Here is a 16,394-nt window from a genome sequence, read left to right as displayed (position 1 = left end):
TTTCAATTTTAAAAGGAAACACCCTCGACAAACTCAGTGTGACATTGCTGATGCTCAATTAATTGGGAACGATATCATTGGAGGACGTGCTGTAAAGCCCTATGAGGCTTCCTGTAAAACCTCCTGCCACATCCGTAGAAAGAATATCACCGGAAACGGGTCCTCCAAGATTTTTATAGCTGTTACCGCCTGTTGAGTAGTTAAAGCTATGTTCATCTCTATCGGCAACAACCTGTAGTTTAACCGGCTTTGATAAAGATATTTTCTCGCTTGCGATCAGCTTTGATGTTCCTTTTTCAGTTCTTTCCAGTACGATGTAGAAATCCTTGTCCTTTTTCGTGATTCCGAAAACATAATTGAATGTTTCACTCTGATAGCAGGTAATTCCAGCCAGCTCTTTTTGAGATTTGGGCTTAAAATCAAGGGTTACAGAAGTTTCGAATGATTCATGCTGTAATCTGTGGAATAACGCAGATACGGGGGCCAATGCTTTAATATTAGTTTCAAAAGGATTTACTTTTACTCCGTTTTTTGTTACGCTAATAAAACTTTCGCGGGGTCCGCGCATGGCAATCCATCGGTAGTCCAGATTTTTATCTGTAAGCTTATCTGTATAAGTGAAGTTTCCATTGGGGAAAAATCCTTTCTGCCCATTCAGATTCTGAGTACCTTCCGGCAATTTAAGCTTGGGTTTCATAGGAACGAGCCCGTTCTGAAAGACAGGATATTTTCCAGTCCAGTCCACCGGAAGGATGAATGTTTCACGGCCTTTATTAACCCGGTTTTTCTCATTGGGGCGTATGGCAAGAAATACTCCGTAATACTTGCCGTCCGGAGTTTCTACAAGATCTGCATGACCGGCCCAGTCTACTTTTTCTTTTCTGTCTTTCGGGAAATAACGCTGTGTAAGAATCGGGTTACCGGCAGCCGGAATATAAGGTCCTTTTGGAGAATCAGCCATAAAGATAACCTCACTGTGATTACCTCCGGTTCCTCCTTCAGCACACATCAGATAGTACTTACCATTCTTTTTGTAAATATGGGGACCTTCAATCCAGATGGGTTTTTGAGATAGATCAACTCCACCGTTGACAATAATTTTATCCGAGCCCGGCACCACCTGGTCTTTTTCAAGATCATAGTCCCACATTTTGATAACGCGGTGGCCGTTGTACTGCTCGGTTCCTTGCGGCGGGGCATCGTTATGAACGATATACGCTTTTCCGTCATCATCAAAGAACATCGCCGGATCAATGCCCTCAAAATTAAGTTTCTGAACTTCGCTCCATCCTTTTGAAGGATCTTTTGTTTTTACGACCATATTTCCGATACCGCCTGCAAACTGGGTAGTGATCATATAAAAAGTGTCGTTGTGCTTATTGTATTTGATGTCCGGCGCATAAATTCCGTGCGAAACCCCTGATTTTTCAACTTTTAGCTGTGAAGGTCTGTCCAGTACGTGTCCTATCTGTTTCCAGTTTACCAGATCTTTAGATGTAAAAATAGGAACTCCCGGAAACATTGAAAATGAAGAGTTTACGAGATAATAATCTTCTCCCTTTCTGGTAATACTGGGATCCGGATAACAGCCCTGAAGAATAGGAGAATAGAATTCGTCCGGTTTAAGAGGGTTGTCATTGTATATTTTATCATTTCCCTGGTACGTAAAATCAGAGAATGTCTGGGCAGAAACAGTAGTCACAGAAAGCAAAGCTGCTGCTGCAAGGATATGGGTTTTATTCCTGAAAAAAGCTAAATTCATTATATTCTGTTTCATTGTTATTCTTTTTATAGTTTTTAATGTTTTACAGTTTTTAAATATCTGTTAGTTATCGTAATTCTTTTTTTAGCACTGAGTCCGCAGATTTGCAGGCGCGTTGCACTCAGCAGGGGAATTCATATTTTATTGTTATAATGGATTACAGATCATTATATATAGTTGTCATACGGTTTTCTTTCTGTTGATTATTTTGATCAGTCCCCAGGCTGTAACATAGGATATTCCCGCTATAAAAAATATAATATTATAGCCTCCGTTGATGTTTCCAGACTTTTTAAAAGCATCGAGAACAATTCCGATAAAAAGCGGAAAAATAATTCCTGCTGCTGAACCGAGCATTCCGCCAAAACCTATTACAGAGCTTACATAATGATTAGGCAGCTGATCGCCAACCGTGGTCATAAGATTCGCTCCCCAGCCCTGATGTGCCGCTGTAGCAAGAGCAATAACCAGGGTAATCAGCCACATATTATCTACATATTTTGAGAACATGACCGGAACAACCATTAAAGCAAAGAGCAACATCGTTAAGCTTCTGGCTTTCCCGATCGCCCAGCCCTTTTTGATGAGAAATGATGAGAGATAGCCTCCGCCAATGCTTCCTATCGTGGTTCCGCTGTAAATAATGATCAACGGAATAGACGGTTTTGTTAAATCCATTTTGAACACATCTGAGAAATATGCAGGCAGCCAGAACATGAAGAAATACCAGATAGGGTCTGTTAATATTTTACCGATGGCAAATGACCATGTCACTTTATATTTGAGTAATTCTGATAAAGGAATTTGCTTTTTTTCTTCTGTTTTTTCATTCTGGTCACTTTTGATGTACTGCAGTTCTTCCCTGCTTAGAGTTTTTGTTTTTTCCGGTACGGCATAGAATTTCCACCAAAGGATAATCCAAATCATACCCAGAGCACCAATCCACACAAAAGTCTGTCTCCAGCCGTAATGTCCGAGAATGAAAGGAACAATCAGCGGTGCTAATATGGCTCCCACCGTTGCTCCTGAATTAAAAATTCCTGTTGCTAATGCTCTTTCTTTTTTAGGGAACCATTCCGCTACAGATTTGATGGCGGCAGGAAAGTTTCCGGCTTCACTGATTCCCAGCGTACTTCTCGCTATAATAAATCCTATGGTACTTTTTACAAACCCATGTCCTATTGAGGCCAGACTCCATACAATAAGGGAAACGGCGTACCCTATTTTGGTTCCCACTCTGTCTATAAAGCGTCCCATCGCCATATAACCGATCGCATAAGTGGTGGTAAAGGCCATGACGATATAGCTGTAATCTTTTTCATCCCAGCTGAATTCTCTTTCCAGCACGGGTTTCAGCAAACCCATGACCTGACGGTCAAGATAATTGATCGTAGTGGCAAGGAAAACGAGAGACAGCATCCACCATCTTATATTACGGTTTTGAGGAGCCTGCATTTAATTATGATTAAGTTGTTGCAATAAATTCTTTGTTTTCAGAGTCAGTTCTTCTTCATTAACATCTTTTCCAATGAGTGAACTTCCCAATCCAGCCGCTATAGCTCCGCCATTGAGCCATTCCTTAATATCTTCCGGTGCTGCATTGATTCCTCCGGTAGGCATGAAATTCATTCCCGGAAAGACAGGCTGTATAGATTTGATATAATTCCTGCCTAAAGCATCTGCCGGAAATATTTTAACCAGTTTTAAACCGTTCTGATATGCAATATTGACATCGGAAGGGGTAAAACAGCCGGGAATCAGCAGGATGTTTTTTTCAAGAGCATGTTTTACCAATGCTTCACTGATGACCGGTGTAATGATAAAGTCTGCCTTTACAGCGGCGTAATCATCCATTTCCTGTCTATTTTTCACCGTTCCGATTCCCAGCAGAAGGCCAGGAAATTCAGTATGAGAAATTTCTTTCAGCTTTGTGAAATTTTCCAGTGCCTGATGGCCGCGGTTCGTATATTCGATCACACGGATTCCTGATTTGTACAAAGCATTGATAATATTTTTTGAGACTTCAAATGATTCGTTATAAAACAACGGAACAATTTTCTGTTCTTTTATTCTTTGTAGTATTTCACTCATAATTTTTCGATATTAATGCTGTCATCAATAGTATCTCCTTTTACAAAAAGCTTTTTGAAAGCAACTTTTGCAGCATCCTCAAGAATCTGTTTTTCAGGATTTCCTTTTAAAATTCCGTGGATTAAAGCTGCCATAAAAGCATCACCGCTTCCTACCCTTTCATCAATCCTGCCTGAATTATATTGTTCTGAAACCAGAAGATGCTCGTCCGTATATAAAGTGGCAAAATAATTGACCTCTTCTCCATGCGTAAACCGAAAGGTATTGGCTATCTTTTTTACATTTGGAAATTGCTTCCTGATTTCCAGCGCTGTTTTTTCTGCCTGTTTCAGGAGGTTTTCATCGTCAGAATTTCCATTGAGCTCATATTCAACAGGAATACTCAGGAACTGCTCAGCGGACCAGATATTTCCCATAAGAACATCGACAAAAGGCATGAGTTCTCTGATTATATGAGGATTTTTATTCTGCCAAAGCAGTGCCCTGTAATTGAGGTCGAGAGACACCGTAATATTTCGTGTTCCGGCTTCTTTCATGATATGTAAACATTTCCGGAATGCATTGTCACTTAATGCCGGAGTAATGGTACTGATATGCAGCCATTTTACCTCTGAAAACAGCTCATCATCACTGAATGCTTCGAAATCTGATCCGGTAAAAACGGACGGAAAACGGTCATAAATAACTGACGCATTCTGCATATCGCTGTCGGAAGAAAGATAAAAAGTTCCCATTCTTCCCTGAGTTTTTTCTGCAATGACTTCTATACCTTTATTTTTAAGCTGAAATTCCAATTGATTTCCTAAAAAATTTTCCGGTAAAGCGGTTAACAGTTTTACAGAATTCTTCCACTGGGAAAGTGCTGCTGCCACATTATATTCAGCTCCTCCGATATAAATTTTCAGAGACTGCCCATTGAGCCAGTTTCCTTCAGAATCGGGAGCGAAATGGAGAAGCAGTTCTCCGAAGCATATTATTTTAGCTGAATTCTGCATGGTATTAGATTTCAAAATATTTTTTTGTATTGTGATAACAGATATCCTGAATGATTTTTCCTACCCATTGTTCATCATCGGGAAGAAGACCTCTCTCCATCTCGCTTCCAAAAAGACTGCATAAAAGCCTTCTGAAATAATCATGTCTCGAAAATGAAAGCAGACTTCTGGAATCGGTTAACATACCGACAAACGTACTGATCAATCCGATATTGGAAAGCGTATTCATCTGTTTTGTCATTCCGTCAAGCTGATCAAGGAACCACCAGGCTGCACCCCACTGTATTTTGGATCTGACTCCACCCTCATTGAAGTTTCCGGCAAGGGATGCCAGAACTTCGTTGAATGCCGGATTTAAATTGTAGATAATCGTTTTGGCAAGTTTTCCTTCGCTATTCAGTTGATCAAGCAGCATGCTCAGTTTCTGTGCATAATAGTTTTCTCCTATAGCGTCATAACCTGCATTGATGCCAATTTTTCCGAGCATTTCAGAATTATTATTTCTGGTTGCTCCTACATGAAACTGCTGCACCCAGCCTTTTTCTGAGTACATTCTGCAAAGTTCTTTCAGCATATGGCCGCATAAGGCTTCCGGATCTGAAAATGAGGTAAGATTACCCTGCAGAAATTCGGAAAATTCTTTTTCAAGAGTAGTGTTCCATTTTGTTGTATCCGGGAAATATTCAAAGCCATGATCGGCTACTTTTGCGCCTGCTTCCACGAAATAATTGACTCTTGACTGGAGGGCATTCAACAGGTCAGAAACTGACGTGATGGAAAATCCACAGACTTTTTCCAGCTTTTTTATTCCTGAAAGATAGTTTTCGGGATTCGTAATAGTAATATAGGAATCAGGACGGAAGGCGGGAAGAACTGCGGTTGCAAAACCACTGCTTTTTAACGCTATATGATGCGCAAGATCATCTGCCGGATCATCCGTAGTACACAGTGCTTCTACTTTAAAATTCTCAATAATGGATTGCGGCAGAAAACCGGGGGTCTGAAGGCTTTCATCCATCTTGTGATACACTTCGTCTGCGTTTTGCGGTGACAGGTATTCGTTGATCCCAAAAGGATTTTTAAGTTCAAGATGCGTCCAGTGAAATAATGGATTCCGAAGCGTATAAGGCACTACCTCTGCCCATTTCCTGAATTTTTCCTGATCTGCAGCTTTTCCCGAGATCAGATGTTCATCAATTCCAAAATTTCTCATAGCCCTCCATTTGTAATGATCACCATCCAGCCATATCGCAGTTGGAGAGCGGAAATGCTGGTTGGCTTCAATAACATCCGGTTCAAGATGATTGTGGTAATCAATGACCGGCATGTCTTTAGCATAGCCGAAATACAGATTTTCTGCCTTCGCTGATTCAAGAAGAAAAGATTCTCCGAAAACTTCTTTATTTTTAATGGAATTACTCATTATTTACTTTACAATTCTGGATTTTAATTCTCTTTGCCTGACAAGGCTTTAGAAAAGCCACTGTTAAAAAACAGAACCTCGAATGAAACCATTAAGGTTCTGTTTACTGTATATGAAAGAAATTAGTTTTTTACACTCCGCTGAATGCGCTGAAGCCCCCATCCACAGGAATCAGTGCTCCTGTAATGAAACTTGCGGCATCAGAACATAGAAACTGTACAACACCATTCAGTTCCTCTACTTCGCCAAATCGCTGCATGGGTGTTTTGGCGATTACTTTTTTACTTCTATCGGTCAGGCTTCCATCCGGATTCAAAAGAATAGCACGGTTCTGATCACCAATGAAGAACCCTGGTGCCACCGCATTGACACGAATTTTATCTCCGAATTTCAATGCGAGGTCAGAGGCCAGCCATTGGGTAAAATTGGTAATCGCCGACTTGGCTGCCGAATATCCGGCTACTCTTGTTATCGCTGAATAAGCGGCCATGGAGGAAATATTAATAATGTTTCCGCTTGCCTGCCCGGCCATTACTTTTCCGAAAACATAGCTTGGATAAACGGTTCCATTGATATTAAGACCGGTAACTTCATTCCACCCTTTGATATCCATGTCAAAAAATGACTGATCTGGAGATAAGGTAGCTTCCGGAATATTTCCGCCGGCTATATTGAGCAGAATATCTATTCTGCCATATTTTTCTTTTATTTTTTCTGAGGCTGCTTCAAGACTTTCAATATCCATCACATTGGCTTCAACAGCCAGCGCATCGCCGCCCTTAGCAGTCAGTTCTTTAACCCTGTCATCCAGTGTTGCCTGGTTTCTCCCTAAAACCACCACCTTTGCTCCGGCATCCGTAAAGCTTTTTGCCAGACTTCCCCCCAGAACGCCTGATGCCCCGGTGATCACTGCTACTTTATCTTTAATACTAAACAGGTCTTTCATTTACTTTTTATTATTTTATTACAAACGCAGTTTAATTTTTCTGTAATTCTGACTGAACAGCAGCCATTACTCCTTCAATCTGGCCCAGTGCCAGCATTCTTCCTAAAAATGAATAGCCTGGATTATAACCTTTGTCAATGTCTTCTGTCAAAAGCCTTCCATGATCAATTCTCATAGGGAGCTCAGGATTTTCCCTTTCGAAAATACGGATCACTTCAATGAGCTTACCTCTGCCTCCTAAATGATGGGCTTCTATGAAATCTCCGTTTTCAAAGACATTTGTACTTCTCAGATGAACAAATTTTGTCCGGCGGGCAAATTTCTGAGCCAGCTTTGGAACGTCATTCTGAAGGTTGGCACTCAGCGATCCTGTGCAGAACGTCAATCCGTTGTGAGGGTTATTAACGGCATTCAGAAGCCAATCAATATCTTCCTCATTGGTCACTATTCTTGGCAAACCCAGTAATGAAAATGGCGGATCATCTGGATGTACGCCCATCTGGATATTCCATTTTTCGCACACGGGCATTATTTTTTTAAGGAAATACTGCATATTCCGGCGAAGTCTGTCTTTATCGATTCCATCATACAATGCCAATAAACTTTTGAACTTTTCCACAGGATTTAATTCTCCCTCTCTGATATTTCCGTTAACAAATCCCTGTGTTTTTACAATAACTGAGTCTATCAGATCATTGTTATCTTTTTCTGTTAGGGTATTTTTTAATTCTTCTACTTTCTGAAGGATTTCTGAGCTGTAATCGCTTTCGGCTCCTTCTCTTTGAAGAATATGAATTTCGAAGTACGCAAACTTGGCTTTGTCAAAATAAAGTGAGGACGAACCGTCTTCCCATTCATGAAAGAGATCGGTTCTTGCCCAGTCGAGGACTGGCATAAAGTTGTAGCAAACTGTTGTAATGCCTGCTTTGCCCAGATTCTCAAGGCTTTTGATATAATTTTCTATTAAAGAGTCACGGTCTTCACCTCCATATTTGATCGCTTCGCTAACGGGAAGACTTTCCACAACAGACCAGCGAAGTCCGTGACTTTCTATATTGTTTTTATAATCAGTGATGGCCTCCAGATTCCAGATTTCTCCGTTTGGGATATCATGCAGTGCAGAAACAATTCCTTCTACTCCGATCTGACGGAGCGTACTGAGTTTTATTTTGTCTTTTTTTCCAAACCAGCGCCAGGTTTTTTCCATAGATTTTAAATTTAAATTCAGTTAAACAAAGCAGGTGCTTTCACACCTACTCTGCTGCTGATATGAATGTAAAATGAAATTAGTTGTATCCGGGATTCTGATATTTTGCTTTAATATCTGCCGATACTTCCATTGCATCAATCTGATTCTGAGGAATAGGTCTCAGATAATGAAAAGGATTGATTGTTCTTGTAACCGTCTGCGGTGTATGATCTCCATAAGAAGCACCACCAATCTGGTAGGTTGCGGCATAATCTCCCCATTTCTGTGTACGGACCAGATCATACCATCTGTAGAATTCTCCGTAATATTCACGGGATCTTTCTGCAAGGATATAATCTATGGTAATTACGGATGGTGTGGCAGCGATCATTGCAGCGCTGTTATCGGCTACGTAGGCTGTATTCTGGGCATTATTGAACTTCCATTTTCCGGCACGGGCACGGATAACATTGATAAGGTCTCTGGCGGTCATAGCACCTGATGCTCCTTTTACGGCTGCTTCTGCTGCAATAAAATAGAATTCTGAAAATTTGGCAACGCTGAAAGGACGTGTTAACCCCGCATTCGGGTATCCTAATCCGTTCGGGTCATCGGTACGGTAGGTTCCTATTTTCCATAGACCTGGATATACAATTCTGCTGATTCCATTAGGTGCAATTACCCAATCTGCTCTTCCTGAAAGGGTCCCCGCACCTACGCCGCTTTGTCCGGCTCCTGTAGGATAAGCAGGAGTCTGGCTGTCATCATTAAGAAAGCTCAGGATGGCTCCTCCGGGTTGTACCGGTAAATTATTCGCGTTATAAAGTACAGGAACGGAAGTAAGACCTGTTCCGTTCTTGTTCCAGTTTCCTCTGTAGGTCGTCACAAAAGTACCATCGTAACGGGAATCGTTGGTTTTATCCGCAAAAGTATTTTTGATCACTCCCAAGGTAGGGCACATACGAACCCACGGACGTCCCAACGGCTGTGCTGCTTCTCTCTGTACGGCGCTTACCACATCGGCTCCTGCCCATGCTGTGGTTTTACTGCTTTTAATGGCAGTATAGTTCCAGGTCTGCATCCAGGCTGCAAAGTTGTCCGGAGCCCATCCTGACCCAAATCCTACGGGATCACTCTCATTGTAATAAGTGCTTGACTGGGTGTGGTCTGCGTACAGCATCGACTCGGTATTTCTGTCATTTGAACCTACATTTACGTCGTAAAAAGTAGGCTGAAGCGCATAGGATCCTGGATTGTTGATTCCATCCATCGCGATATCATAGGCCTGCTGGAAGTACCACTGGGCATTGTGCCCGTCTGGATCAGTTCTGGATGCTTCGGGATAGGTTGGGATATTATTGGGGTTCTGGAGCCACCATCCATAGGTAAGATACGCTTTAGCCAGCATGAGTCTCGCCACATTTTTCGTTACCCCTCCCGTTACCCTTGGAGAGGCAGGTAAGTTTTCTACTGCTTTTTTAAGATCAGCAAAAACCGTTTTTGTGTATACTTCAGGTACTGTATTTCTTGCGGAAGCTGTTGCAGGCAAAGTATTGTATTTTAGTTCTCCTGCCCCTAAATCCAAGGGAACGCCTCCATAAGTCTGCACCAGCATGAAATAGTAAAATCCACGGAAAAAGCGCGCTTCGGAAATCATAGATTCCGCAATTCCGAAACCGGGTCCTTTTTCGATAATTCCGTTGGCTGTGTTGATATAAGGGAACACAGAGTTCCAGACCATACTGGTGGGGAAAGTATTGGCGTTGATATTGCCGTTTCCGGACATATCAAGTTCCTTAAAGTTACCATCCGCACTTTGTGCCCAGGTAGACTCATCTGTTCCATTCTGGCAATTACTCATAAAGTAACCGTTTCCATACAATAAACGGAGCTGTCTGTACAGGGACGTAAACCCCTGATTAACGCCATCCGGTGTGTTGAAATAATCTGCGGTATATATTGATCTTGGCTGCTCATCAAGAATTTCGTTACATCCTGTAAATGTTAAGGATAAAAAGATTGCTCCTAACAGCAGTTTTTTGTTAAAATTTATCATGACAGTACAGTTTTAAAAGGTTAAGTTGAGTCCCATTAAATAATTTCTTGTAGAAGGGTTATTGGTTCCAATAACAAGCTGGCGGTTTTGATATCCGCTTACTGCCTGGTTTTCATTTCCGAAAGAGTTGGGTTCCGGATCCATTCCTGAGAATTTATGATAAGGAGAAAATAATACTACCGGATTGGTTACCGTAAAGTAAATACGAAGGCTGGTAATTTTTAAATCCTTTAAAAAATCTTTATTAACATTATAGCCTAAGGTAATGGTACGAAGCTTAAGATAAGAAGCATCAAACATGGCTAAAGTAGAAGAATACTTTGGATTATCACCACTTAAATGTCTTCCGGGACGCGGAAAGTAAGCTCCGGTGTTATCTTCTGTCCAGTAATCCACATCTACGTTATTTCCTCTTCCCGTTAATCTGTTAAGATAACTGGCAGATCCGTAAATGGTACTTATCAGGATTCCTCCGTGCTGGAAGGCTCCTACAGTGCTAAGCTCAAAGTTCTTGTAAGCAAAACGCATATTAAATCCTCCCTGAAATTTCGGTGCTGTATCAAAAATCTGTCTGTCGTCCGGACCTATAGCTCTTACCGGTGTTCCGTCTGCATTATAACCACCAGTGTAAAGAACTTTAATAGATCCTACAACGTCTGCAGCGGTTCCCGGCTCGAGAATACTCTGATAAGGATCACCAGCCTGCCAAAGACCGATATACTGATAATCATATAATGAATTGATATTATGACCTACAAACCATAGGTTGTTGACATCACGTGTAGTTCCTGAAGCAAGGGATAAAATTTTGTTTTTGTTGGTATAGAAATTAACTCCCGCTTCCCATGTAAAGCCGTCAGGATTATCAAAAATAACACCGTTTAATGAAACTTCCACTCCTTTATTTTCTGTTTCTGCTACATTGGAAACGATGGAAGTCCAGCCGCTTGTTGCCGGAAGGCTTTTCTGCGTCAAAAGGTCAAAGGTATGGGTTTTGTAATATTCTACACTTCCCGTAAGACGGTTATTCAAGATTCCGAAATCAATTCCGTAGTTCTGTGTTTTTGAGTACTCCCAGCCCAAATTCGGGTTAGGCGGCTGATTTCCATAAATCCCTGTACTTCCTGCGCTGCCAAAATTGTAAGGAGCTACATTAAACCTTCCCATCGTAGAATACGGATCCACGGCCTGATTGGAAGTCTGTCCCCATCCTGCCCTGAATTTAAGGAGATTAATCGCTTTGATATTCTGCATGAAAGATTCGTTGGTAACATTCCACCCTAATGATAATGCGGGATAGGTGTGCCATTTGTTTCCAGGTGCCAGTCTGGAAGATCCATCGGCACGAAGTGTTGCCGTAAGCATATATTTGTTATCATAGGTATACATGATTCTTCCCATAGCGGAAAGGAGACCTGTTTTCCAATACACCTGATCTTCAGGCTTTACTGTAATATCAGCCTGCGGTGACTGTCCGAGATTGTAGTACTGGAAAAAATCTGCAGGAACATTCTTTGCACTCATGTAAGAACTTGTATACTTATTCTGTTCTGCGGAATACAGTGCTACAGCATTTACCTTATGCTTACCGAATGTACGGTCATAGGTTAAAAGGTTTTCCAATACCCAATGGTAAGTCTGGTTATTTCCTCTTCCTGCCGCTGACGGTCCAAGTGGATTGGTATTAAAGACTCCTACACCGGTGTAATTGCCGCTGTTTGAGGTACGGAAATCCAACCCCACATTCAATCTGTACTTCAATCCTTTGATCGGAAGACTGGCTTCTCCGTAAAGATTGTTATAGGATGCAAAAGATTTGGTTTCATCAATATATTTATCGCCCAGATTTTCCAGGCTTCCCCGGGTATAAATCCAAGACTGGTCTATACCTCCGGCTGTAGTCATTACTCTTTTAGGACTTCCATCCGCATTGTATGGATTGGCGATAGGAGAATATCCCAGAACCGCTCCCGGATTTACTCCATTCCCCTCAGAAACGGAATAATTGGTATTGGTTGTAAAACCGAACTTAAAGATAGATCCCACCTGCTGGTCTATGGCCATACGAAGGGCAAACCTTTCGTAACTTTGAATAGGAATTAATGCATTTTGCTTGAAGTATGACAGGCCTACATTATAATTTCCGCCTTCTGTTCCTCCTGATACACCAATATCGTGGCTGGTCATCATGGCCGGTTTATAGTACAGGCTCTGCCAGTCTGTATTGACACTGTTATTTTCATCGGCTCCGTTTGAATACAAAGGGGTTGTATTGCCTGCCGGAATTGCGTAAGCACGCAGCTGGGCAAACTTAGGCCCATCCATCATGGGATATTTTGAAAATAAAGTCTGAACTCCCGTAAAGGTGTTGTAAGTAAATTTAGGTTTCTGTCCTTTTGCTCCTCTGTTGGTGGTAACAAGAATGACCCCGTTTGCTCCTCTTGATCCGTAGATTGCTGTAGCAGAGGCGTCTTTCAGGATATCAATACTTTTAATATCACTGGAGCTTATGTCTCCCAGAGATCCTACAAAAGGAATACCGTCCAGTACAATCAATGGATTATTATCCCCTGTAAGCGATCTTGTTCCCCTGATACGGATCTGCATGGCAGCCCCGGGTTTTGTAGACGTTTGTGAAATATCAACACCTGCACTTCTTCCCTGCAGTGCCTGGGTAATATTGGCAGAAGGTACCTCACGCAATGCATCTCCTTTAACAGTAGCAACGGAACCTGTTACAGCTTCTTTTCTCTGGGTTCCGTATCCTATCACAACAACTTCATCTATTTTATTTTCCTTAGCTACTGTATCTTTTTTAACCTGTGAATATGCAATACCGGAAGGCAATAAAGTCATTGCAAAAAATAATGCCGCTCTATTGCTTTTATTGAAATAAAATCGGTTCATAATTATTATTTTTAGTATTAGTTGTTGAATAAAAGGCTGTTTAATAATTATCGTTTAGAAAAATCCTTAGTGTTTATAAGCCTTTTACTTTTTTATTATATATACATATTCACGATGGCTTCAAACAATTCCTGTTTTCCACTTTTTGGCTGTGGTTCACCGATTTCGTGAGCGATTCTCTGAAGGTCTTCCAGGGTAAGCGTACCGTCTTCAAATGCTTTTCCATTTCCGTTATCAAAAGAAGCGTAGCGGTCTGTTCTCAGTTTTTTATAATCTGAATTTTCAAGAATATCAGCTGCAGCAAGAAGTCCTTTTGCAAATACATCCATTCCGGAAATATGGGAAATGAACAGATCTTCAGCATCAATGGAATTTCTTCTGATTTTAGCATCAAAGTTTACTCCTCCTGTTCCCAGACCTCCTGCCGGAAGCAGTACAAGCCATGCCTGAACCATATCATAATAGTCAATCGGGAATTGGTCTGTGTCCCATCCGTTCTGATAGTCTCCCCTGTTGGCGTCAATGCTTCCTAAAAGGCCTGCATCAACAGCCGCCTGAAGTTCATGTTCGAAGGTATGACCTGCCAGTGTGGCGTGATTTACTTCGATATTCAATTTGAAATCTTTATCTAACCCGTAATGTCTCAGGAATCCTATTACGGTTTCAGAATCATAATCATACTGATGCTTGGTAGGCTCCATAGGTTTGGGTTCAATCAGGAAAGTCCCTTTAAATCCTTGCTGACGTGCATAATCTCTTGACATGGAAAGAAAACGTGCAAGATGATCTTTTTCACGTTTCATATCTGTGTTTAAAAGGCTCATATATCCTTCTCTTCCACCCCAGAATACATAATTTTCTCCTCCAAGTGCTATGGTAGCATCTATTGAATTTTTCACCTGTGTTCCTGCACATGCCACCACATCAAAATTCGGATTGGTAGAAGCACCGTTCATGTATCTTTCATGCGTGAAGACATTGGCCGTTCCCCATAAAAGCTTGATACCTGTTTCCTGCTGCTTTTGTTTTGCATATTCTACAATCGTCTGCATATTCTTCTCATAGTCTTTCCAGTTATTGGCAGGGTCTACCAGATCAATATCATGGAAGCAGTAATAGCTGAAGCCCATTTTAGACATAAATTCAAAGCCTGCATCCATTTTATGCATAGCTCTGGTCACGGCATCGTTCCCGATATCCCATGGGTGGTGAATGGTAGGTCCTCCAAACGGATCGCTCCCGTTTGCACACAGGGTATGCCACCATGCCATTGCAAATCTTGTCCAGTCTTTCATGGGTTTCCCCATTACGATCTTTTCGGCATCATAATAACGGAATGCCAATGGGTTTTTGCTTTCCTTCCCTTCAAACTTAATTTTTTCGATACCTGTAAAAAACTCTTTTGTACCTGTTAAAGTGTTCATATTTATTTGATTATTTTTAATTTGTTTTTTAAAATTTTGCGTAGAAATCCCCTTCTCACTGATTTTTTAAAGTCAGTAAGCGGATCAAAAATGCTGTTGTCAATGGTCTAGATTATTTCTTTAAGATGATGTTTCCATCTGGCATATGCTTCTGAATATTGTTCCTGTTTTTCGTGTTCCGGTTCTATTACCGCTATTTTTTCAAGTGAAGAAAATGCTTCTCTGGAATCTGAATAAAATCCGATTCCCATACCTGCGGCTCTTGCGGCACCTACCGCCCCGTCGGTATCATAAAGTTCAATGACCGCATTGCTCACACTGGCCAGCGACTGGCGAAAAATTGAACTTAAAAACATGTTGGCGTTTCCTGCACGGATCACCTGGATATCCATTCCGATATTTCTCATGATATCCATTCCGTATTCATAAGAGAATACAATACCTTCCTGCGCTGCACGCAGTATATCTCCTTTAGAGTGTATGTTGAAATTAATTCCGTGAATAGAGCAGCTTGTATCTTTGTTTTCCAGCACTCTTTCGGCTCCGTTTCCAAAAGGAATGATACTTAAACCTTTAGAGCCAATAGGTGAAAGCGAAGCCATATCATTCATATCTCCGTAAGAAGAAAGTGAGGTGGCAAAGTTGTGCTTTAACCAGGAATTTAAGATTCCGGTACCATTGATACATAATAAAACGCCCAGTCTGATCTGCTCCGGTGTATAATTGACATGGGCAAATGTATTTACTCGTGATAGCTTATCATACTCCAGCTGATCCAGCACTCCATATACAACTCCTGAAGTTCCTGCTGTTGAGGCAATTTCTCCGGGGTTGAAGACATTCAGGGAAAGCGCATTGTTGGGCTGGTCACCTGCTCTGTATGAAATGGGGGTACCTTCTCTTAAGCCTAATTCTTCAGCTGCTGCTCTGGAAACTGTAGCCTGTATACCAAACGTAGGAACAATTTCCGGGAAAAAGCTTTCAGGAATTCCATAATGATTAATGATATCTTCCGAAATACAGTTATTTTTAAAATCCCAGAAAATTCCTTCTGACAATCCTTCAATGGTCATCCCTATCTGCCCGGAAAGTCTCATTGCAATATAGTCTCCAGGAAGCATTATTTTGTCTATTTTTTCAAAAATTTCCGGTTCATTTTCTTTTACCCAAGCGAGTTTTGAAGCGGTAAAATTTCCTGGTGAATTCAACAGGTGGGAAAGACACTTCTCCTCTCCAATTGTTTTGAACGCTTTTTCGCCATAAGGCACAGCACGGCTGTCACACCAAATAATAGATGGCCTTAACACATTCTGATCTTTATCTACCAGAATCAGACCGTGCATCTGCCAGGTGATTCCAATTCCTTTGATATCTTCAGGATGTACTCCGGATTCATGCATAACAGCTTCATGCGCCAGCTTCAGATTGGTCCACCAGTCGACCGGATTCTGTTCTGCCCATCCGGGATTGATCGCAGTTATTTTCATTTCTTTTTTGGGAGAAAATTCGGAAGCAATCACTTTTCCACTGGATGCCTCAATGAGACACACTTTCACAGAAGAACTGCCAATGTCATAGCCTAGTAAGTACATAATTATTGT

At 41.4% G+C, this 16,394-nt stretch carries 11 protein-coding genes; all 11 read right to left on the bottom strand.

The window, feature by feature from the left end; translation table 11 throughout:
* Positions 1-58: 58 nt before the first annotated feature.
* Complete coding sequence (locus tag BLW74_RS08345; RefSeq protein WP_089691584.1) at positions 59-1,777, bottom strand: glycoside hydrolase family 43 protein; 1,719 nt, start codon at positions 1,775-1,777, stop codon at positions 59-61.
* A 165-nt stretch (positions 1,778-1,942) separates the two neighbouring features.
* Positions 1,943-3,217, bottom strand: coding sequence for an MFS transporter (locus BLW74_RS08340; RefSeq protein ID WP_089691581.1), 1,275 nt, complete (start codon positions 3,215-3,217; stop codon positions 1,943-1,945).
* Positions 3,218-3,853 (bottom strand): bifunctional 4-hydroxy-2-oxoglutarate aldolase/2-dehydro-3-deoxy-phosphogluconate aldolase, encoded by a 636-nt coding sequence (locus tag BLW74_RS08335; RefSeq protein WP_089691578.1) that lies wholly within the window; start codon positions 3,851-3,853, stop codon positions 3,218-3,220.
* Positions 3,850-4,848: a sugar kinase gene (locus tag BLW74_RS08330; protein WP_089691575.1), complete on the bottom strand. Its 999-nt coding sequence runs from the start codon at positions 4,846-4,848 to the stop codon at positions 3,850-3,852. The genes BLW74_RS08335 and BLW74_RS08330 overlap by 4 nt, the downstream gene beginning before the upstream one ends.
* A 4-nt stretch (positions 4,849-4,852) precedes the next feature.
* A complete protein-coding gene (gene uxaC, locus BLW74_RS08325) occupies positions 4,853-6,271 on the bottom strand; it encodes a glucuronate isomerase (RefSeq protein WP_089691572.1) in 1,419 nt (472 codons plus the stop codon).
* A gap of 130 nt (positions 6,272-6,401) precedes the next feature.
* Positions 6,402-7,217: an SDR family oxidoreductase gene (locus BLW74_RS08320; protein ID WP_089691569.1), complete on the bottom strand. Its 816-nt coding sequence runs from the start codon at positions 7,215-7,217 to the stop codon at positions 6,402-6,404.
* Between the two features lie 31 nt (positions 7,218-7,248).
* Complete coding sequence (gene uxuA, locus BLW74_RS08315) at positions 7,249-8,424, bottom strand: mannonate dehydratase (protein ID WP_089691566.1); 1,176 nt, start codon at positions 8,422-8,424, stop codon at positions 7,249-7,251.
* Between the two features lie 79 nt (positions 8,425-8,503).
* Positions 8,504-10,462: a RagB/SusD family nutrient uptake outer membrane protein gene (locus BLW74_RS08310; RefSeq protein WP_089691563.1), complete on the bottom strand. Its 1,959-nt coding sequence runs from the start codon at positions 10,460-10,462 to the stop codon at positions 8,504-8,506.
* Between the two features lie 12 nt (positions 10,463-10,474).
* Positions 10,475-13,369 carry a SusC/RagA family TonB-linked outer membrane protein gene (locus BLW74_RS08305; RefSeq protein WP_089691560.1) on the bottom strand — a complete coding sequence of 965 codons (2,895 nt, stop codon included), beginning with the start codon at positions 13,367-13,369 and terminating at the stop codon, positions 10,475-10,477.
* A gap of 95 nt (positions 13,370-13,464) precedes the next feature.
* Positions 13,465-14,793, bottom strand: coding sequence for a xylose isomerase (gene xylA / locus BLW74_RS08300; RefSeq protein ID WP_089691557.1), 1,329 nt, complete (start codon positions 14,791-14,793; stop codon positions 13,465-13,467).
* Positions 14,794-14,900: 107 nt separating this feature from the next.
* Complete coding sequence (locus tag BLW74_RS08295; RefSeq protein ID WP_089691554.1) at positions 14,901-16,385, bottom strand: xylulokinase; 1,485 nt, start codon at positions 16,383-16,385, stop codon at positions 14,901-14,903.
* Positions 16,386-16,394: the final 9 nt, after the last annotated feature.

Origin of the sequence: Chryseobacterium culicis (assembly GCF_900108365.1) — a bacterium.
GTDB lineage: Bacteria > Bacteroidota > Bacteroidia > Flavobacteriales > Weeksellaceae > Chryseobacterium > Chryseobacterium culicis.
The sequence above is the reverse complement of the archived record's forward strand: the minus strand, read 5'-3'. Positions and strand labels throughout refer to the sequence as shown.